This window comes from Qipengyuania sp. (assembly GCF_043423005.1).
Taxonomy (GTDB): Bacteria; Pseudomonadota; Alphaproteobacteria; order Sphingomonadales; family Sphingomonadaceae; genus Qipengyuania.
In genome coordinates, this window is record NZ_JBHWMI010000006.1 from 1 (window position 1) to 18,133 (window position 18,133).

9 protein-coding genes are annotated in these 18,133 nt (G+C 64.6%); 4 read left to right on the forward strand and 5 right to left on the reverse strand.

Annotated features, from left to right (window positions below; all coding sequences use genetic code 11):
• Positions 1 to 362 precede the first annotated feature (362 nt).
• Together ACHFFA_RS01305 and ACHFFA_RS01310 are read left to right on the forward strand one after the other, a co-directional pair.
• Positions 363 to 902, forward strand: a complete 540-nt coding sequence (locus tag ACHFFA_RS01305) for a hypothetical protein (protein ID WP_394269034.1) — start codon at positions 363 to 365, stop codon at positions 900 to 902.
• A 200-nt stretch (positions 903 to 1,102) separates the two neighbouring features.
• Complete coding sequence (locus tag ACHFFA_RS01310; RefSeq protein WP_394269035.1) at positions 1,103 to 4,183, forward strand: TonB-dependent receptor domain-containing protein; 3,081 nt, start codon at positions 1,103 to 1,105, stop codon at positions 4,181 to 4,183.
• 90 nt (positions 4,184 to 4,273) lie between these two features.
• Here ACHFFA_RS01310 and clpB read toward each other — a convergent pair whose 3' ends face one another.
• Complete coding sequence (clpB, locus tag ACHFFA_RS01315) at positions 4,274 to 6,853, reverse strand: ATP-dependent chaperone ClpB (RefSeq protein ID WP_394269036.1); 2,580 nt, start codon at positions 6,851 to 6,853, stop codon at positions 4,274 to 4,276.
• 145 nt (positions 6,854 to 6,998) lie between these two features.
• Positions 6,999 to 8,450: a helicase HerA domain-containing protein gene (locus ACHFFA_RS01320; protein ID WP_394269037.1), complete on the reverse strand. Its 1,452-nt coding sequence runs from the start codon at positions 8,448 to 8,450 to the stop codon at positions 6,999 to 7,001.
• Positions 8,451 to 8,616: 166 nt separating this feature from the next.
• On the opposite strand from ACHFFA_RS01320, the gene ACHFFA_RS01325 reads away from it, so the two are divergent.
• Both ACHFFA_RS01325 and ACHFFA_RS01330 read left to right on the forward strand, forming a co-directional pair.
• Positions 8,617 to 11,526, forward strand: a complete 2,910-nt coding sequence (locus ACHFFA_RS01325; protein WP_394269038.1) for a M16 family metallopeptidase — start codon at positions 8,617 to 8,619, stop codon at positions 11,524 to 11,526.
• Between the two features lie 62 nt (positions 11,527 to 11,588).
• Positions 11,589 to 11,894 carry a hypothetical protein gene (locus ACHFFA_RS01330; protein ID WP_394269039.1) on the forward strand — a complete coding sequence of 102 codons (306 nt, stop codon included), beginning with the start codon at positions 11,589 to 11,591 and terminating at the stop codon, positions 11,892 to 11,894.
• A 57-nt stretch (positions 11,895 to 11,951) separates the two neighbouring features.
• Here ACHFFA_RS01330 and ACHFFA_RS01335 read toward each other — a convergent pair whose 3' ends face one another.
• The 3 genes from ACHFFA_RS01335 to ACHFFA_RS01345 form a co-directional block, all read right to left on the reverse strand.
• The gene (locus ACHFFA_RS01335; RefSeq protein WP_394269040.1) at positions 11,952 to 12,413 is read right to left on the reverse strand and encodes a tRNA (cytidine(34)-2'-O)-methyltransferase; all 462 of its coding nucleotides are present in this window, start codon (positions 12,411 to 12,413) and stop codon (positions 11,952 to 11,954) included.
• A 92-nt stretch (positions 12,414 to 12,505) separates the two neighbouring features.
• The gene (gene gatB / locus ACHFFA_RS01340; protein ID WP_394269041.1) at positions 12,506 to 14,017 is read right to left on the reverse strand and encodes an Asp-tRNA(Asn)/Glu-tRNA(Gln) amidotransferase subunit GatB; all 1,512 of its coding nucleotides are present in this window, start codon (positions 14,015 to 14,017) and stop codon (positions 12,506 to 12,508) included.
• A gap of 46 nt (positions 14,018 to 14,063) precedes the next feature.
• Positions 14,064 to 18,116, reverse strand: a complete 4,053-nt coding sequence (locus ACHFFA_RS01345; RefSeq protein ID WP_394269042.1) for an AMP-binding protein — start codon at positions 18,114 to 18,116, stop codon at positions 14,064 to 14,066.
• Positions 18,117 to 18,133: the final 17 nt, after the last annotated feature.

Genomic DNA, 18,133 nt, shown 5'->3' on the forward strand with positions numbered 1-18,133 from the left:
GTGGCGGCCGCCGGCTCGGTGCCGGGTTCGTTGATCTGCTCGTCCGACTGCGCGAACGCCGGCGTGGCGATGAGCGCGCCAGCCATCACCGTGCTAGCGAGCAGCGCGGTCTTCTTGAACTGATAAGACATGCTTGTCCCCTTTGATGCGAGAGCGACGGTGCACCCCCCGAATACCGGAACTTCTTCCGATTAGGCGCGCTCTTGGCAAACGAGACCCGTCCGCGCAATGATGCGCGGGCGGTTTTGCCTGCGTATATCCCCGAGTGTTGCATTCTTGAAACATTAGCCGGCTCGCGCTTCGGGACGCGTGCCGCTAGGTTCGCCCTGTCAATTTCCGCGAGCACAAGGATCGAACCGACCATGATCTTCCCCGCCTCATTCCATAAGCGCGCTACCTTCGCCGTCATCGCCGCGCCCTTGCTGGTCGTCACGGCTTCGCCCGCGGGTGCGCAGGACAGCGCGGCCGCCGGGCTCGTCGACGCCCTCGCCGCGTGTCGCTCCGTCTCTGCTGCGGAAGAGCGGCTGGCCTGTTACGACCGCGCCTCGGCGGCTCTTGTCGCGGCCAGCGAAAGCGGCGAGGTTCAGGTCGTCGGCCGCGAGGATATCCGCAAGACGCGCCGCGGCCTGTTCGGCTTCAGCCTGCCGCGCACGGGCCTGTTCGGCGGCGACGGCGGGGCCGAGGAAACGGCTATCACCAGCACCATCACCCAGGCTCGCCGGGTCGGCCGCGAGGAATGGCTGATCACCATCGAGGAAGGCAGCGTCTGGCGCGTCGGCGATGCTCCCCAGCGTTTCCGTCCGAGGGCCGGAAGCACGGTCGAGATCGAGCGAGCGGCAATGGGCTCGTTCTGGATCAGGGTGGACGGCACGACCGGGGTCAAGGGCCGCAGGGTCGAATGACCGGCCGATCGGCCCAAAAGCAAGGTGTGTCCAAATGGCACCACCTGCCGGCCAATTGTTCAATTCTTTCGCTCGAGGTTGCTTTCCCGTTTCGAAAATGAATTATCCGGCCCCTTCCAGTGAGTAACCGCGGCATCGAGCGGGCGGACCTGGATCGCAATCTCGGCGTACCGCCTCGGCGGACCAGACAAGGGGCCAATATGAATCAGATTTCACTTCTCACCACGCTGCGCGCTGGGTTGCTGGCAGGTGCCGGCCTCTTTGCGTTCAGCCTTGCGCCGGCCGCGGCGGCACAGAGCGCCGGCGACAATCCGCCGGACTGCCCCGATGAAAACAACGACGGCGTCTGCGACGATGAATCGACGCTGAGCAATGCCGATACAAGCGCCGAAACGCCGAACGCGATCGTCGTCACCGGCTCGCGCATTCGTCGCAACGAATATTCGACGGTCGAGCCCATCACGGTCATCACCGCCGAGGAAATCACCCAGGCCGGTTTCAACTCCGCGACCGACGCGTTGCAGAGCGGTGCGGTCACGCAGGGTTCGGGCCAGATCAACAATTACTATGCGGGCTTCGTGACCGATGGCGGCACCGGTGCGAACACGCTCGGTCTGCGCGGCCTCGGCCCGGCACGTACGCTGATCCTGCTCAACGGCCGCCGCCTGGCGCCCGCCGGGACGCGCGGCGCCGTGCTTTCGGCCGACCTCAATGTCCTGCCGACCGCGATCGTCGAGCGCATCGAAATCCTCAAGGCCGGTGCCTCGTCGGTCTACGGTTCGGACGCGATCGCCGGCGTAGTCAACATTATCACCGACAACCAGATCCGCGGCCTTTCGCTCGAAGCGCAGGTCAATGTACCCGAAGTCGGCGCCGGTACGGACTACCGCGTTGCCGCCACGTTCGGCTTCGGCAACGATCGCCTCGATGTCATCGGCTCGCTCGAATATCGTCAGCGTCAGGGCCTCCGGCTGAACGACCAGGACTGGTTCAACTGCCCCATTCCGGGCTATCTCGACGGCGAAGGTTCGGAATTCGGATCCGGCGATCCATTCCCGATCGGCGATCCGCGCAACTGCTTCACGCTCGACAATGGCGGCGTGACGATCAACACGCTCGGCCTGCCGACCCGTCTGGGCGTCGGTCGCACCAGCGGCCTTCCCGGATCGTTCAATCGCTTCGTCCCCGATGCAAGCAACGTCGACGGCCCGACTCCGGGCTTCCTCGGCGTCGGCACGTATGACCGCGACACGTTCGATCCGGCCAGCCAGCAGGAATATCTCGTCACTCCGGTCAAGATCTACACCGGGTTCCTGCAGGCATCCTACGATATCGACTCGCTTGGCCAGGCGGAAATCTATGGGGAAGTGCTCGCCACCCGTCGCAAGTCGGAAGCGCCGCTCTATCGCCAGCTTTCGCTCGACTATCTCCAGGGCAGCCCGCTGATCCCCGAAGAGTTCCGTAACGGCGCCTTTCTTGCACCCAACAGCACGTCGAGCGGCCAGATCGTGGCGGCCCGCGCCTTCATCGGCTTCGGTCTCACCGATTCGTCGCAGAAGGTCGACTACGTGCGTGCCGGCGGCGGTATTCGCGGCAACTTCTTCCTGTCCGACTGGCGTTACGACATCTACGTCGGCAAGTCGTGGACCGATGGCGAAGCCCAGATCGAATCGTTCCTGACCGATCGCCTGGCCAATTCGCTCAACGTAGTCCAGAACGAAGACGGCACGTTCAGCTGCGCCAGCGCAGCCAGCAACCCGTCCTGCGTTGCCGCACCGGTGCTCAACGCCGACACCATCGGTGGCCGTCTGCCGCAGGCATTCCGCGATTACATCCTCGCCAACACCATCAGCACCAACATCTTCCGTGAAACAACCTTCGCGGTGGGACTTGACGGTCCGATCATGACGCTGCCCGGTGGTGACGTGCAGCTCGCAGTCGGTGCGGAATACCGCAAGCAGCGGATCGATGACACGCCGGACATCAATGCCATCAACGGCAACCTCTACGGCCTGACCACGTCCGACCCGACCCGTGGTTCGGATAGCGTCAAGGAAGCCTACGCGGAAATTTCCGTTCCGCTGCTGGCGGATCGTCCGTTCTTCGAAAACCTCACCTTGAACGGCTCGGTTCGTTATACCGACTATCGTTCGTACGGCAGCGACGTGACCTATAAGATCGCCGGCGAGTGGGAGTTCTTCGACGGCTTCGGTATTCGCGGCAGCTACGGCACGTCGTTCCGGGCACCTGCCCTGGCCGAGCAGTTCCTGGGTGCGACGAGCGGCTTCCTTGGCGCGGCGTCCGATCCGTGCGACCTCGACAACTTCCCGCGGGTCAATGGGCAGCCCAACCCGGCTGGCTATTCACCGCGGCAGCAGACCATCGCCGCCAACTGTGCCGCAATCGGTCTCGATGTCGCCACCTTCAACCAGAACAGCAGCGTGACGACGTTCAGCCTGGGCGGATCGGAGTTCGGTCTCGAGGCCGAAACCTCGACCAACTGGACTGTCGGCGTCGTGGTCAACCCGCCGATCCCGGAATCGGTCGGTTCGCTCAGCCTTGCGCTCGATTACTTCGACATCAAGGTATCGAACGGCGTGTCGCAGCTTGGTGCGGGCAACATCCTCAATCGTTGCTATTCGGACCCGGCGTTTGCACCCGAGGCCGGCTTCTGCCGTCTTATCGAACGCGACGAGAACAACATCCTGACCGTCAACAACGGGTACGTGAACCTCGCGACCGACATCGTGAAGGGTTACGAGTTCAATGGCCGCTTCGCCACTGACCTCCTGTTCGACAACCGGCTCGTCCTGAATGCGAACGTCACCAAGTACACCGAACAATCCAGCCGCCTGTTCCCCGACGAGTTCCTGACGGACGCCAACGGGACCTATGTGACGCCGGATTGGGTCGGCAATTTCGATGCCACCTACACGATCGACAGCGTGACGATCCGTTACGGCCTCGACTGGATCGACGGCAGCAGCGGCACCTACGAACTGTTCGCCTTCGACGAGACGATCGGCGAGGTCGACGAGGCGCTGGCTCAGGCTTATCGCGACTTCTACCTCCTCGAAGTGGACGATTACTTCCTCCACTCGGCATCGGTCCAGTTCGACGTTGCCGACGAGTTCGAATTCACGGTCGGCGTTCGCAACCTGCTGGACACTCAGCCGCCGCGGATTTCGGCAGCGGTGAACACGGTTGGCAACGCGCCGCTCTATTCCGGGTTCGATTACGTTGGACGTCAGTTCTTCGCGAACGCAGCCTTCAAGTTCTGATCCGCAGGACCGCACAACGAAAAGGCCCCGGGAAACCGGGGCCTTTTTTTATGCTCGGCACGGGGTGGCGGAGAACGACTTAGGGCAGCCTCATTCCACCCGCATCGCCAATTCGCCCTCGCCCTCCTCGATATGGACGCGCGAGCCATCGGGCACTTCGCCCTGCAACAGCTTTTCCGCCAACGGGTCCTGGAGATACCGCTGCACCGCGCGCTTGAGCGGGCGTGCGCCGTAGACCGGATCGTAACCCACCCGGCCAAGCCAGGCGCGCGCGCCATCGGTCAGGTCGAGCACGATCTTGCGATCGCGCAGCAGCTTCTGCACCCGCGCCACCTGGATATCGACGATCGGGGCCATGTGCTCCTGCGCCAGCCGGTGGAACAGGATGATCTCGTCCAGCCGGTTGAGGAACTCCGGCCGGAAATGGGCACGGACCACGTCCATCACCTGCGGCTCGACATCCTTGACCTGCTGGCCATCTTCCAGCTGGGCGAGATACTGGCTGCCGAGGTTCGAGGTGAGGATGATCAGCGTGTTGCTGAAGTCGACCACCCGGCCCTGCCCGTCCGTCAACCGCCCGTCGTCGAGCACCTGCAACAGCACGTTGAAGACGTCCGCATGGGCTTTTTCGACCTCGTCGAACAGCACGACCTGATAGGGCCGGCGGCGGACCGCCTCGGTCAGCACGCCGCCCTCCTCGTAGCCGACATAGCCGGGAGGCGCGCCGATCAGCCGGGCGACGGCGTGTTTCTCCATGAATTCACTCATGTCGATGCGCACCATCGCGCTGTCGTCGTCGAACAGGAACCCGGCGAGCGCCTTGGTGAGCTCGGTCTTGCCGACGCCGGTGGGGCCGAGGAAGAGGAAGCTGCCCAGCGGCCGCCCCGCATCCTGCAGGCCGGCACGGGCACGGCGCACCGCCTTAGAGACCGCCTCGATCGCCTGCGCCTGCCCGATCACCCGCTTGCCGAGGATGTTCTCCATGTCGAGCAGCTTCTCGCGCTCGCCCTCCATCATCCGGTCGACCGGGATGCCGGTCCAGCGGCTGACCACCCCGGCGATATCGTCCTCGGTGACCTCTTCCTTGAGCAGGACGTTGCCGGTCTGCGCGCCTGCTTCGTCGAGCCGCTTTTCCAGTTCGGGAATGCGCCCGTATTGGAGCTCGCCCGCCTTGGCGAGGTCGCCGGTGCGCTGTGCCTGTTCCAGTTCGAGCCGCGCCGCGTCGAGCTCTTCCTTGATCTTCGCCTCGGCGTGAATCTTGTCACGCTCGTTCTGCCAGCGGGTGGTGAGTTCACCCGATTGCTGCTCGAGCTCGGCCAGTTCGCGCCGCAGGTTGGCCAGACGATCGCGCGAGGCCTCGTCGCTTTCCTTCTGCAGCGCCTGCTCCTCGATCCGCAGCTGGATGATGCGCCGGTCCAGCGCCTCGATCTCCTCGGGCTTCGATTCGACCTCCATGCGGATGCGGCTGGCGGCCTCGTCCATCAGGTCGATCGCCTTGTCAGGCAGGAAGCGGTTCTGGATGTAGCGGTGGGAAAGCTGCGCCGCGGCGACAATCGCGCCGTCGGTGATGCGCACCCCGTGGTGCAGTTCGTACTTGTCCTTGATGCCGCGCAGGATGCTGATCGTATCCTCGACGCTCGGCTCGTCGATATAGACCGGCTGGAAGCGCCGTTGGAGCGCGGGGTCCTTCTCGACATACTTCTGGTATTCGTCGAGCGTGGTCGCGCCGATGCAATGCAGCTCGCCGCGGCTCAATGCGGGCTTGAGCAGGTTGCCGGCGTCCATGCTTCCCTCGCTCGCGCCGGCGCCGATCAGGGTGTGCATCTCGTCGATGAAGAGGATGATCTGCCCCTCGGCGCCCTTTACTTCGTCGAGCACGGCCTTCAGCCGTTCCTCGAACTCGCCGCGGTATTTGGCCCCGGCGATCAGCGCGCCCATGTCGAGCGCCATCAGCGTGCGGCCCTTCAGGCTGTCGGGCACGTCGCCGTTGGCGATGCGTAGCGCCAGGCCCTCGGCAATGGCGGTCTTGCCGGTGCCGGGCTCGCCGATCAGCGCGGGATTGTTCTTGGTGCGCCGGGCGAGAATCTGAACCGTGCGGCGGATTTCCTCGTCACGTCCGATGACCGGATCGAGCTTGCCCTCGCGCGCGGCGGCGGTGAGATCGCGCGCGAATTTCTTCATCGCATCATAGCTGTCCTCCGCGCCCGAGCTGTCTGCGCTGCGACCGCCGGTGACTTCCTGGATTGCTACTTCGAGGGCCTGGACATCAATATTCGCGGCCTTGAGAGCGCGGCTGGCGGGATTGTCTGCCAGCAGCGCGAGGCCTTGGAGCAGGCGCTGGACCGGGACAAAGCTGTCGCCCGCCTTTTGGGCCAGCTGCTCCGCCTGATCGAGTGCGCGCACGGCATCATTGTCGAGCCCCGGGGTTTGCTGCGCCCCGCCGCCGGACACCGCCGGTATCCGCGCCAGCCCGGCATCGACCTCGGTAATGGCGATCCCGGGATTGCCGCCGGCCCGCTGGATCAGCTGCGCGGCCATGCCCTGCTCGTCCTCGAGCAAGGCCTTGAGGATATGCAGCGGCGAAATCCGCTGATGGCTCATCCGGATGGCGACGGTTTGCGCGCTTTGCAGAAAGCCCTTGGCGCGGTCGGTAAACTTTTCGAGATTCATCGTGTCCCTAGCCCCATGTCGATTGCGTGCCAGCGATATGGTGTTGCCCTTTCGCAACACAAGATGCGGTAAGGTTTAACCGCTGACTGTCATGATTCAACCATGTCCTGGCGCGCGGGCCAAGGGAGCGCTGGACCCGCCCCCGTCAGTCGGTCGTTGCGGTGTCGAGCCCGGGAACCAGCACGCTGCGCCCGCCGCCGAATTCCTCGCGGATGACGATCAGCCCCTGCCGTTCGAGATGATCGAGCAGACGGCGGATGCGCCCGGGCGAATGCGACCCGTAGGCGCGCCCGATCCGGCCCTCGTCCACCGGTGCCCCGCCCGCCTGCGCATCCATGGCGAGGACGAGGAACGGCGCCAGCAGATCGTCGTCCAGCCCCGCGGCCAGCGACAGGATGCGATCCCGCATCCGCCCGTCGATCCGGTCAAGCCCTGCCGCAGCGATGGCAAAGCGGCGGCGGAAGGCGCGTATATCGGGCATCGGGCCGATCACCCGTTCCTGCCGGCATCGGGCAAGAAAGCTTTGATATTGCGCGCTGGAACTCTGGAATGCCGCATCCTCGCTCTGGGCGAGGGCGGCTATGATCGCATCGATCCGCTCTGCGGGCGAGGATCCGGCGGGCTGATCATCCGCCGACGGGGCGGCAGGCGCGATGTCGGTCCGGGCGATCCGATCGACCACGGCGTCCACCGGCGGCGCGGGCGGGGGCGACGGCGGCCTCGCCGGTTCGCGCACCTCGTCGGCAAGGTCGCGGGTCAGGAGATCGGCCATGTCCGCCGGCGCGGTTTCGGGCATGGCGAGCAAGCCTTCGCTGCGGACCTGCGCCCCGGTCTCCACCGGACCGATCCGCACGGCGACCGGCCGGCGACTGATCGCCGGACCAAGCGCCAGGAAATGGCCCCGCTCCAGTTCGCGGATGCGTTCCGCCTGCCGTCGCTCCATGCCGAGAAGATCCGCGGCACGGACCATGTCGATATCGAGGAAAGTGCGACCCATCAGGAAGTTGGATGCCTCTGCCGCGACATTCTTCGCCAGCTTCGCCAGCCGCTGGGTGGCGACGATCCCGGCCAGCCCGCGCTTGCGTCCGCGGCACATCAGATTGGTCATCGCCGACAAGGTCAGGCGGCGGGTGTCTTCCGCCATTTCGCCCGCTGCGGCGGGGGCGAACATCTGCGCCTCGTCCACCACTACCAGGGCCGGATACCAGTGTTCGCGCGGGGCATCGAACAGGGCGGTCAGGAATTGCGCGGCGCAGCGGATCTGCTGTTCGACCTCGAGCCCCTCGAGCGCGAGAACGACCGAGGCGCGATGTTCGCGAATGCGCCGCGCCAGTGCCTCGATCTCGGCTGGCGAATAGGCCGAACCGTCGATCACGACATGACCGAAGCGATCGGCAAGACTGACGAAATCCCCCTCGGGATCAATCACGACCTGCTGCACCAGCCGGGCACTTTGCTCGAGCAACCGGCGCAGCAGATGCGATTTCCCGCTGCCGGAATTGCCCTGCACCAGCAACCGCGTGGCGAGCAGTTCGGCGATGTCGAAGTCGATCGGCTGGCCGCTCGCGTCGTTCCCGATGGTTATCCTTGGCTTCACCCGCCCTGCCTAGCGGGCGTTTGCCGGCGGGCGAACCGCGAGTGCGGTAGTTTTGCCCAGCCGGCTTCCCCCCGGACAAATCGCCCCGAGACGACGAAAGGCAGTGACGGGCAACAAAAGGCGCATTAGGCTCTGTCGGCTTATTACAAACAGGGATTTACCGATCATGCGCGCAGTCTTTGCCTCCGTCAGTCTGATGGCCCTGGCCCTATCGGCCTGCACCAGCATGGGCGACACCTCGTCCAGCGCTGCGGTCGCCCGCGCCGATACCGCCGTGCCGGCTGCCGCCCCCCGCCCCGCCAGCCTCGATGAACTGGCGAGCGAGGTGAACCTGCCCTATGACAAGTTCACTCTCGACAACGGGCTTACGGTCGTGGTCCACGAGGATCGCAAGGCCCCGCTGGTCGGGGTTTCGGTATGGTACGACGTTGGCTCGAAGCATGAGCCGGTCGGCAAGACGGGCTTTGCCCACCTGTTCGAACACCTCATGTTCAACGGCACCGAGAACGCACCGGAAGACTGGTTCGAATATATCCAGCAGATGGGCGGTACCGACACCAACGGCACGACCAACCCGGACCGGACCAATTACTTCCAGACCGTGCCGACCGGTGCGCTCGACCGGGTGCTGATGCTCGAATCGGATCGCATGGGCCACCTGCTGGGCGCGGTCACCCAGCAGAAGCTCGATAACCAGCGCGGCGTGGTCCAGAACGAAAAGCGCCAGGGCGACAATCAGCCGTTCGGCCTGCTGCGCTACGAGATTTTCGAGAACCTGTTCCCCAAGGGTCATCGCTACCATCATTCCACGATCGGCTCGATGGGCGATCTGGATGCCGCCTCGATGGAGGACGTGCAACGCTGGTTCAAGGACCACTACGGACCCAACAACGCGGTGCTGGTCCTGGCCGGAGATATCGACACCGCCACCGCGCGCGCGAAGGTGCAGCAATGGTTCGGCGCGATCCCGCGCGGGCCCGAGGTGGTTCATCCGCAGGTGACCGTCCCCACGCTGGAGGCGGCCAGGACCAAGGTCGTCAATGACGATATCTCGACCACCCGGATCTACCGCATGTGGACCGTGCCGGGCGAGAATGCCGCCGAATCGGTTCCGCTGAACCTCGCATCGACCGTGCTTGGCGGGCTGGCGAGTTCGCGGCTCGACGAGGCGCTGGTGCGCCAGGATCCGGTCGCGGTCAGCGTCGCCGCGTTCAACTTCACCATGGAAGATGCCGGCGTCTTCATCGTCCAGGCCGATGTGAAGCCGGGAATGGACCCCGCCGCGGTGGGCGCCAAGCTCGATGCCGAAGTCGCCCGCTTCATCAGCGAAGGCCCCGATGCCGACGAGCTCGAACGGGCCAAGATCAGCACCATGGCAAGCGTCATCCGCGGGCTGGAACGGGTCGGCGGTTTCGGCGGCAAGGCCCCGCAGCTGGCGGGCGGCGAACTGTTCATGGGCGATCCGGGCTTCATCGAAAAGCAGCTCGAGCAGATGGCTGCAACCACGCCCGAACAGGTCCGCTCGCTGATGCAGCAATGGCTGACCCGCCCGGTCTTCGCGCTTGAATTTCGCCCGGGCGAGCGGCTCGAAGGCGGCGAGAACCGCGGTGGCGCGATCGCCGGGGCCGACACCCTGGGCAACATCGCACAGGCCAATTACTGCCAGCCCGATCAGTGCGATCAGATGGCCCTTGGCACCTTCGCCCAGGCAAGCCGCGAGACGCTGCCAGAGCTGGCGCCGCTGACCAATCTCGATTTCCCGGCCATCGAACGCACCACGCTGTCGAACGGGATGGAGGTCTATTTCGCCCGCCGCGACGCGGTGCCGACGGTGTCGGTGGCGGTGGAATTCGATGGCGGGCGCGCGGCAGAGGACCGGGCGACGCTGGGCACCCAGCGTCTGATGCTGAACTCGATGGACGAAGGCACCGAGGAACTGACCGCCGGCGAGTTCGCCAAGGCGCAGGAGCGCCTCGGCGCGCAGGTGTACAACGGCTTCGATGCCGACTGGACGACCTTCGCCCTCGACGCCCTGGCGCCCAATCTTGCCCCGTCGCTCGAGCTATTGGCCGATTACATCCGCCGCCCCGCCTTCCGCGAGGCCGACGTCGCTCGCAAGCGCGTGCAATTGCTCAACGCCCTCAACGCCGAGCTCAAGGATCCCAATTCGATCGCCGAGCGGGCCCTGCGCGAAACGCTTTACGGGGAACACCCCTACAGCCTCCCCAGCTCGGGCCTCGGTTCTGCTCAAACACTGGAGGGGCTGACCCCGGCGGACCTGCGGCGGTTCCATCAGACCTGGCTGCGCCCCGATATGGCGCGCATCTACGTCGTGGGCGATACCTCGCTCGCCGAAGTCACCCGCCTGCTCGAGGCCAGCTTTGCCGACTGGCAGGCCCCCGGCACCCCCGCGCCGACGCGCGAATACGATGCCGCGATCCCTTCCGCGAACCAGCGGATCGTTCTCATCAACCGGCCCAATTCGCCCCAGTCGGTGATCCTTGCGGGTCAGGTTCTCGACCTGCGCGGGCAGACCGATGACCTTACCCTCTTGCAAGCATCGAACGAGGCGCTTAGCGGCGGCTTCCTGTCGCGGATCAACATGAACCTGCGCGAGAACAAGGGTTGGTCCTATGGTGCGGGCGGCGGGGTCGGCACCGCGCTCGACCGCGTCTACTATGGCCTTCAGGCCCCGGTCCAGGCCGACCGCACCGGCGAGGCCATCGCCGAGATCCGCCGCGAGATCGGTGATTTCACCAGCACGCGCGGGGTCCAGGCGCCCGAACTGGAACGGATCGTCAATTCCAACATCCGCGATCTGCCGGGCCGGTTCGAAACCGCCGATGATGTGCTGGCCGGCCTCAAGTACATCGTGCGCTACAACCGCCCCGATACGTACTACGAAACGCTTGGCCGTACCTATGAGGGCCTGACCGCCGCCCAACTCGACGCGATCGCCCGCAAGACCTTTGCGGAACGCGATCTCGTCTATGTCGTGGTGGGCGATGCCAAGGTCGTGCGTCCGCAGCTCGAACGGCTGGGCCTGACGGTCGAGGAACGAACCCTCACCCAGTGAACTTATTGACAACGATGTCAGCACGCCCGAAGGCGGCGGGCATCAATTCAAAGGAGAAAGCAATGTCGGTAGCCGGCACGTATGAAACCACCGTCAAGAGCCCGATGGGCGACCAGAAGGGGACCTTCACTGTCGTTCCGGGCGATGACGGCCAGTCCTTCACCGGCTCGATGGCGGGCGGCATGGGCTCGATGACCGTCAAGGACGGCACGATCGACGGCGATACGCTCAAGTGGAAGATGGACATGACCGTCCCGATGCCGATGGAACTGAACTGCGAAGCCAAGGTCGACGGCGACCAGCTGACCGGCAAGGTCAACGCCGGCGCGTTCGGCGACATGCCGCTGACCGGCCAGCGCCAGGGCTGAGCGCAAGCCTGCATGTCAGACAGGGCCGTCCGGGCGACCGGGCGGCCCTTCGTCGTTCTAGTCGGTGAATTGCTCGCGCAGGGCCTGATAGGCTGCGGCGGCGACCGTATTGGCAAGGTTGAGCGAGCGCACCTTGTCCGATCGCATGGGCAGTGACACCAGACTGCCCGCATGACGCTCGACGATGGTGGCCGGCAGCCCCTTCGTTTCGCGCCCGAACACCAGGTATGCGTCGGCAGGATAATGCGGCGCGTAGAAGCTGCGCGAGGCATATTCCTCGAACAGGAACAGCTGGTCCTCGCGCGGCTGCCGCGCATCGACAAACGCATCCCAGCTGGCGAATTCGCACAGGCGGATATGCTGCCAGTAGTCGAGGCCTGAGCGCTTAACCCGCCGGTCGCTGATGTCGAACCCCAGCGGGTGGATCAGTACCAGTTCGAGATCGAGCGCAACGCAGGTCCGCCCGACGGCGCCGGTATTGCCGGGAATTTCCGGATGGACGAGGACGATCGACGTCACGCGATGGTTACTCGCCTTGCGGCAGCAGCCGTTGGCGCAGTCGCCCCCACCGCTCCTTCAATGCGACGATCACGTGCGCCCCCATGTCTGGTTCAGCCGTCGAGTTTGTCTTTCAGCAACTGGTTGACTACCGCCGGGTTGCCCTTGCCCTGCATCGCCTTCATCGTCTGGCCGACGAAAAAGCCGAACAATTTGTCCTTGCCGCTGCGGTATTCGGCGACCTTGTCGGCATTGGCGGCGAGGATCGCATCGATTGCGCTTTCGATCGCGCCGCTGTCGCTTACCTGCTTCAGCCCGCGGGCATCCGCGATGGCTTCGGGATCGCCGCCATCGCGCAGGACGATCTCGTAGATTTCCTTGGCCTGACCGCCAGAGATCTCGCCCTTGTCCTGCATGGCGAGGATCGCGGCCTGCGCGTCTGCCGTCGCGTTCGCCGTGACGGCATCGGGACCCAGCGCCTTCATGACGCCGGGCGCGACCGACAAGGCCCAGTTCGCCACCTGCGTCGCCACCGCCGCCTCGGGCTTGCCGATGCGCTCGGCGGCCGTGCGCAGCAGCGTCTCGAAGCGGGCGAAGGTCTCGACCTCGGCGGTCAGCTCACGCGCGTTGTACGGGGTCAGCCCGAGTTCGGTTTCGTAGCGGCGGCGCTTGGCATCCGGCAGTTCGGGCAGCGATGCCCGGCATTCGGCCAGAAACCCCTCGTCCAGTTCGAGCGGGAGAAGATCGGGATCGGGGAAATAGCGATAATCATGCGCGTCTTCCTTGCTGCGCATGGTCCGAGTGGTGCCGCTGTTGGGGTCGAACAGCCGCGTTTCCTGCACCACCACCCCGCCGTCTTCGATCAGTTCGACCTGCCGGCGGGCCTCGTATTCGACCACCTGCATGACGAAGCGCACCGAGTTCACGTTCTTCGTCTCGGTGCGCGTGCCGAAGTCCTCGCCCGGACGGCGCACGCTGACATTGACGTCGGCTCGCATCGAGCCTTCCTCCATGTTGCCGTCGCAGCTGCCGACATAGCGCAGGATGCTGCGCAGCTTGCGCAGATAGGCGCCGGCTTCGGCGGGCGAGCGCATGTCGGGCCGGCTGACGATTTCCATCAATGCCACGCCGCTGCGGTTTAGATCGACATAGCTCATCGTCGGATGCTGATCGTGCATCAGCTTGCCGGCATCCTGTTCGACGTGGATGCGTTCGATCCCGATCGCCTTGTCCGCGGCGATCCCGGCCTTTTCGTCGGCCTCAATCGTCAGGGCGCCCTCGCCTACCAGCGGGTGAAAGAGCTGGCTGATCTGGTAGCCCTGCGGCAGATCGGCATAGAAGTAGTTCTTGCGATCGAACCGGCTCCAGCGGTTGATCTCGGCCTCGATCGCCATCCCGGTGCGGACCGCCTGCCGAATGCATTCGCGATTGGGCACCGGCAGCATTCCCGGCATCGCGGCGTCGACAAGGCTGACCTGCGAATTGGGCTCGGCCCCGAACGCAGTGCTGGCGCCGCTGAAAAGCTTGGCGTTCGACGTGACCTGGGCATGGACCTCGAGGCCGATGACGACCTCCCATTCACCCGTTGCGCCCGTGATGTGGTAGTTTGCCGTCTGCTGGTTCATGCCTTGCGGCCTAGCCCCATCGGCATCGTCTGAAAATAGGGGACGATCACGCAGGCCCGATATCGACGAACACGTTCGAACTGCGATGCGCACGGCGAGCGATCAAGGCCTTGCGCACGATCCTCTGAAGCCTTTGCCAGAACGCCCACACGAGGATCCCGCCCAGCAAGGCGCCGATGAAGTAGACTTCCGGAATATCGGGAACGCCCAACCGCTGCATGACCACGCGCCAGTGGAAATGGGTAAGATAGATGAACAGTGTCGCGCCAGAGAGCATCATCAGCGGTCGCTGGAATACGCGCATGAACGGCAATCGCTCGAGAAACAGCAACGCAAGGCCGAAACCGATGAGGAACATCCATCCGCCCGACGGATAGGTCGCGAGGCTCAACCCGCCGAAGACAATCACGAGAGCAGCAACAAGCAGCCGGGTGCGCAAGCTGCGGCGGCTGGCGAGCGCGCAGATCATTCCGATCGCCAATGTGCCGAGATGCGTCGTGGGCAGGTAATTCTCCATCTTCTGGGGTGCGACGCCGTTGGCCCAGAAGTCATCCACCCACATGGCGGGAAGAAAGAAGCGTCCAATCACCCCCAGGCACAGCAGGGCCAACGCAAACTGCATCGGCCCGTGCCGCACGATGCCGCCGCGGATATTGAGCCACGCCAGAGCAGCGACGAAGGCGATCATCTGGAGGAAGCAATGGACGTACCACAGGAACATGTCATGCCCGCCGCGATAGCTGTCGGTGTATTGCGAATAGTCGACGAAATCCTCCAGCAGAAGGATCATGAACGGGCTTGGCGGTTGGGACGTGAAGATGCGCGAGGCAAACAGGGCCAGGCTGTAGAGCCAGACCGGGATAACCACCTTGACGAGCAGGCTGAGCAGCGGCTCGACGGTCTTGCGGCGCATGACCTCGGGGATCTGCAGTCGTCCCATCAGGAAGCCTGCAACCAGGAACATGGCGGTGGTCGCGCCGCCGCCGTACGAAAATACCTGGAAGTGGCCAGCCACCACCAGTGCGATGGCCAGCGCCCGCAGGATCATCGGCGTGTCGATATAGGTCAGAAATCCTGGCAACTTGCGCTGCTTCAGGGCTGCGAGGTCGCAGATCGCCATCGTCTCCCACCGTTCCGGCAGGGTGCCCAGCAATTGCTCCGTGGCCAGCGACACCTCCACGTATGAAAGGCTATCCCCGCCAAGTTCCGCGAAGTTCTGCCGGGGGGAGATGGCCGACAAACCAAGAATGTCGCGCCAGCGCTCGATGATGCGGCCTTCCAGACCACCGACCGAACCCTGCGGAACCGCTGCCGCCCGTTCCTGACGATCCTGTTCGATGATCTGGCGCAGCTGGGTCCGATCAAGCTTGCCGTTGGGCATCAGCGGAAACGTATCGAGGCGGTACCAGCGAACCGGCACCATATACGCCGGAAGCCGTTCTGCCGCCTCCGCCCTGAGACTGTCGGGATCGAAACGCTCGGCCGACATTACGACGAAGGCGGCGAGCCCTTCAGCCTTGCCGTTCCGGAAGGACAGGACCTTGCATCCCATCACCCCAGTGCCTTGCGCAATCTCGCGGGCCACCTCGGCCGGCTCGACGCGGAACCCGCGAATCTTGACCTGATCGTCGCTTCGGCCGACGATCTGCAAACCGCCGTCCGCCATCAGATAGCCGCGGTCGCCAGTCTTGTAATACCTGGTCCCATCCGCCTCGAACGGATGGGGGCGAAGCTCGCCCTGCTCGACATAGCCGAGACTGAGATAGGCTGAGCGGACGACGATATCGCCCTGTTCGTTACGAGCGAGGGGTTCGCCGCGTTCGTCTTCGACCTCTACGGCAAAGCCGGGTACGCTGGTCCCCAGGGGCACCGCGTGCGCATCGCCATGAGGATCGGCGATGCTGTAACTGATCGCCTGCGGGGTTTCGGTAGATCCGTAGAAATTGACCGCGCGGGCAGCAGGGGCGAGGGATTGCATCTCGCGCACGGCCCCCGTGGTCAGAACGTCGCCGCCGAAGAACAGCCAACGCAGCGAGGGGACCGCATGCCCTTCGCCCGCACTCTGGACCAGCAGCCGACCGAGAGGCGGGGTCAGATGGGCGACGGTCGGGCGGGTTTCGGCCAGCCACTCACCCAGCGCGCCGGGGCGCAGGAAATCGATACCCTCCGGTATGGCGAGCTGTGCGCCTGTGCTGAGCGGCAGGAAGATGTCGCGCATGACCGGATCGTGCGCAAGACCCGATAGCATCGTCACTCGATCATCGGCTGTTATGGCAAAGGTTTCCGCCTGCCAGGCGATGAATCTGACCAGCGGCTCATGGCCGGTGGCGATGCATTTGGGTTCCCCGGTCGATCCGGATGTGAAAAGCAGATACGCCGTCTGGTCGGCAGGATGAGTGGGCGGCAGTTCCGCCTCTTCATCCGGCAGTTCCGGGATTTCCTGCCATCCTGCCCCGGTCCCCCGTACAAGCTGTTCCGCTCGCGCGATCAAAGTTCCATGCGCCAGCACCGTCTGCAGGCCAGCCTTCCTGGCGAAAGCAGACAGGCGCTCGTCCGGATAGTCCGGATCGAGCACCGCGAAGGTCCTGCCACAGCGCGCTGCACCGATCATCGCGGCGATCAGCGCAGGGCCACGGGGCGCAAGGATGCCGACCGGCCCGTCGGCGGCCCCTGCAAGAATGGCGCCCGCTGCCGAACTCCATCGGAGAAGTTCTCCATAAGTGTAGTCGCGTGCCCGCGTCACGAGAGCGATACGGTCGGGCGTGCGCCGCGCATGTTCGACGAACCGCTGATGGATCGCGCCTTCAATAGCCGGGGTCGCACTATCGGGCGCCGGGGATCGTCGCGGGCCGGGCGTGGGAACGTCTCCGATCAGGGCGAGGGGCGCAGCCGCGAATGCGCCGAGCAACGCCACCAGCTGTTCGCTCATCAACGCGATCCGGTCGCGTGAGAACCCTGTCGCATCATAGTAGACGGTGAACGACATGCTGCCGGGTTCGAGAAAGAAGCGGAAATTGATGTCGAAGTCGCTTTCGCGAACGACCATCCCGGCATAGTCGATGGCGAGGCCCGCGGCTTGCGGCGCGGACAGCCTGGGATAGCTGTTGATGCCGAAGCTCGGCTGAACCTCGCTCAGTTGCAGGATGCGATGAAAGGGCACCACCTCGTTGGCGATCGCATCGGCGATATGGCGCTTCAGCGACGCGGCGAGATCGGCAAACCCCCGCTGGGGGCAAACGTCTTCGCCGACCAGCAGGGCATTCGAGAACGGGCCGACCGTCAGTTCCGAACCGGGCAAGGCCCGCCGACCGTTGCTTTGAAATGTCGAGGCAACGTCATTCGAGCCCGTTGCCCGGCCCATCAGGACCGTCGTCGCTGCATAGATGAAGGTGAAGGTCGACACGCCGAGATTCTTCGCCGCAGCGCGCACCGAAGCTTCGACCGCGGCCGGGACAGCCAGATCGACATGGCCCGACGGGGGGCCGCTCCACCCAATGGCGATATCGCGCGGCATCCGCTGGCTCGCGCCGACCGAAGAAACACGCCGGCTCCAGTAATCCAGCGCTTCGCGATACTCTTGGGTCTGGTCCCAGTCAGAGACATGGAAAGCGGAATATGGCGCCGCTTTTTCCCCGCCCGGCGCCCTGTCATAAGCTGCGAAAATCTGTGCGGCGAACAGCTGCTGCGAAACCCCGTCGGATACCGAGTGGTGCTGCGCCAGGATAAACAGATGATCATCGGGTGCCAGGCGGGTGAGAAGGAAACGCTGCATCGAGGCGTTGGAAAGGTCGGGCTGGCGCATCACGTAAGGCACGATCCGTGCCCGCAGGGCCTCATCATCCTGCGATCCGTCGGCGTCGAGATATTCAAGGTGGATCGGGCGCGGATCGCGCACTGCGACGAATTGTCTCGTCCCAAGGCGCTCGAACCGCATGTGGAGCACGTCATGACGATCGCAGGCTGCTTGAATCGCGTGCCGCAACCGATCGCGATCAAGCGGCCCGCGGATCCGATAGGCAAGCGGCATCATGTAAACCGGCGCGGTCGTCGTTTCCGCCAGCAGATACCGTTCCTGATTGGGTCCTACACGATTGACCACGCACGCCCCTTCGTTCG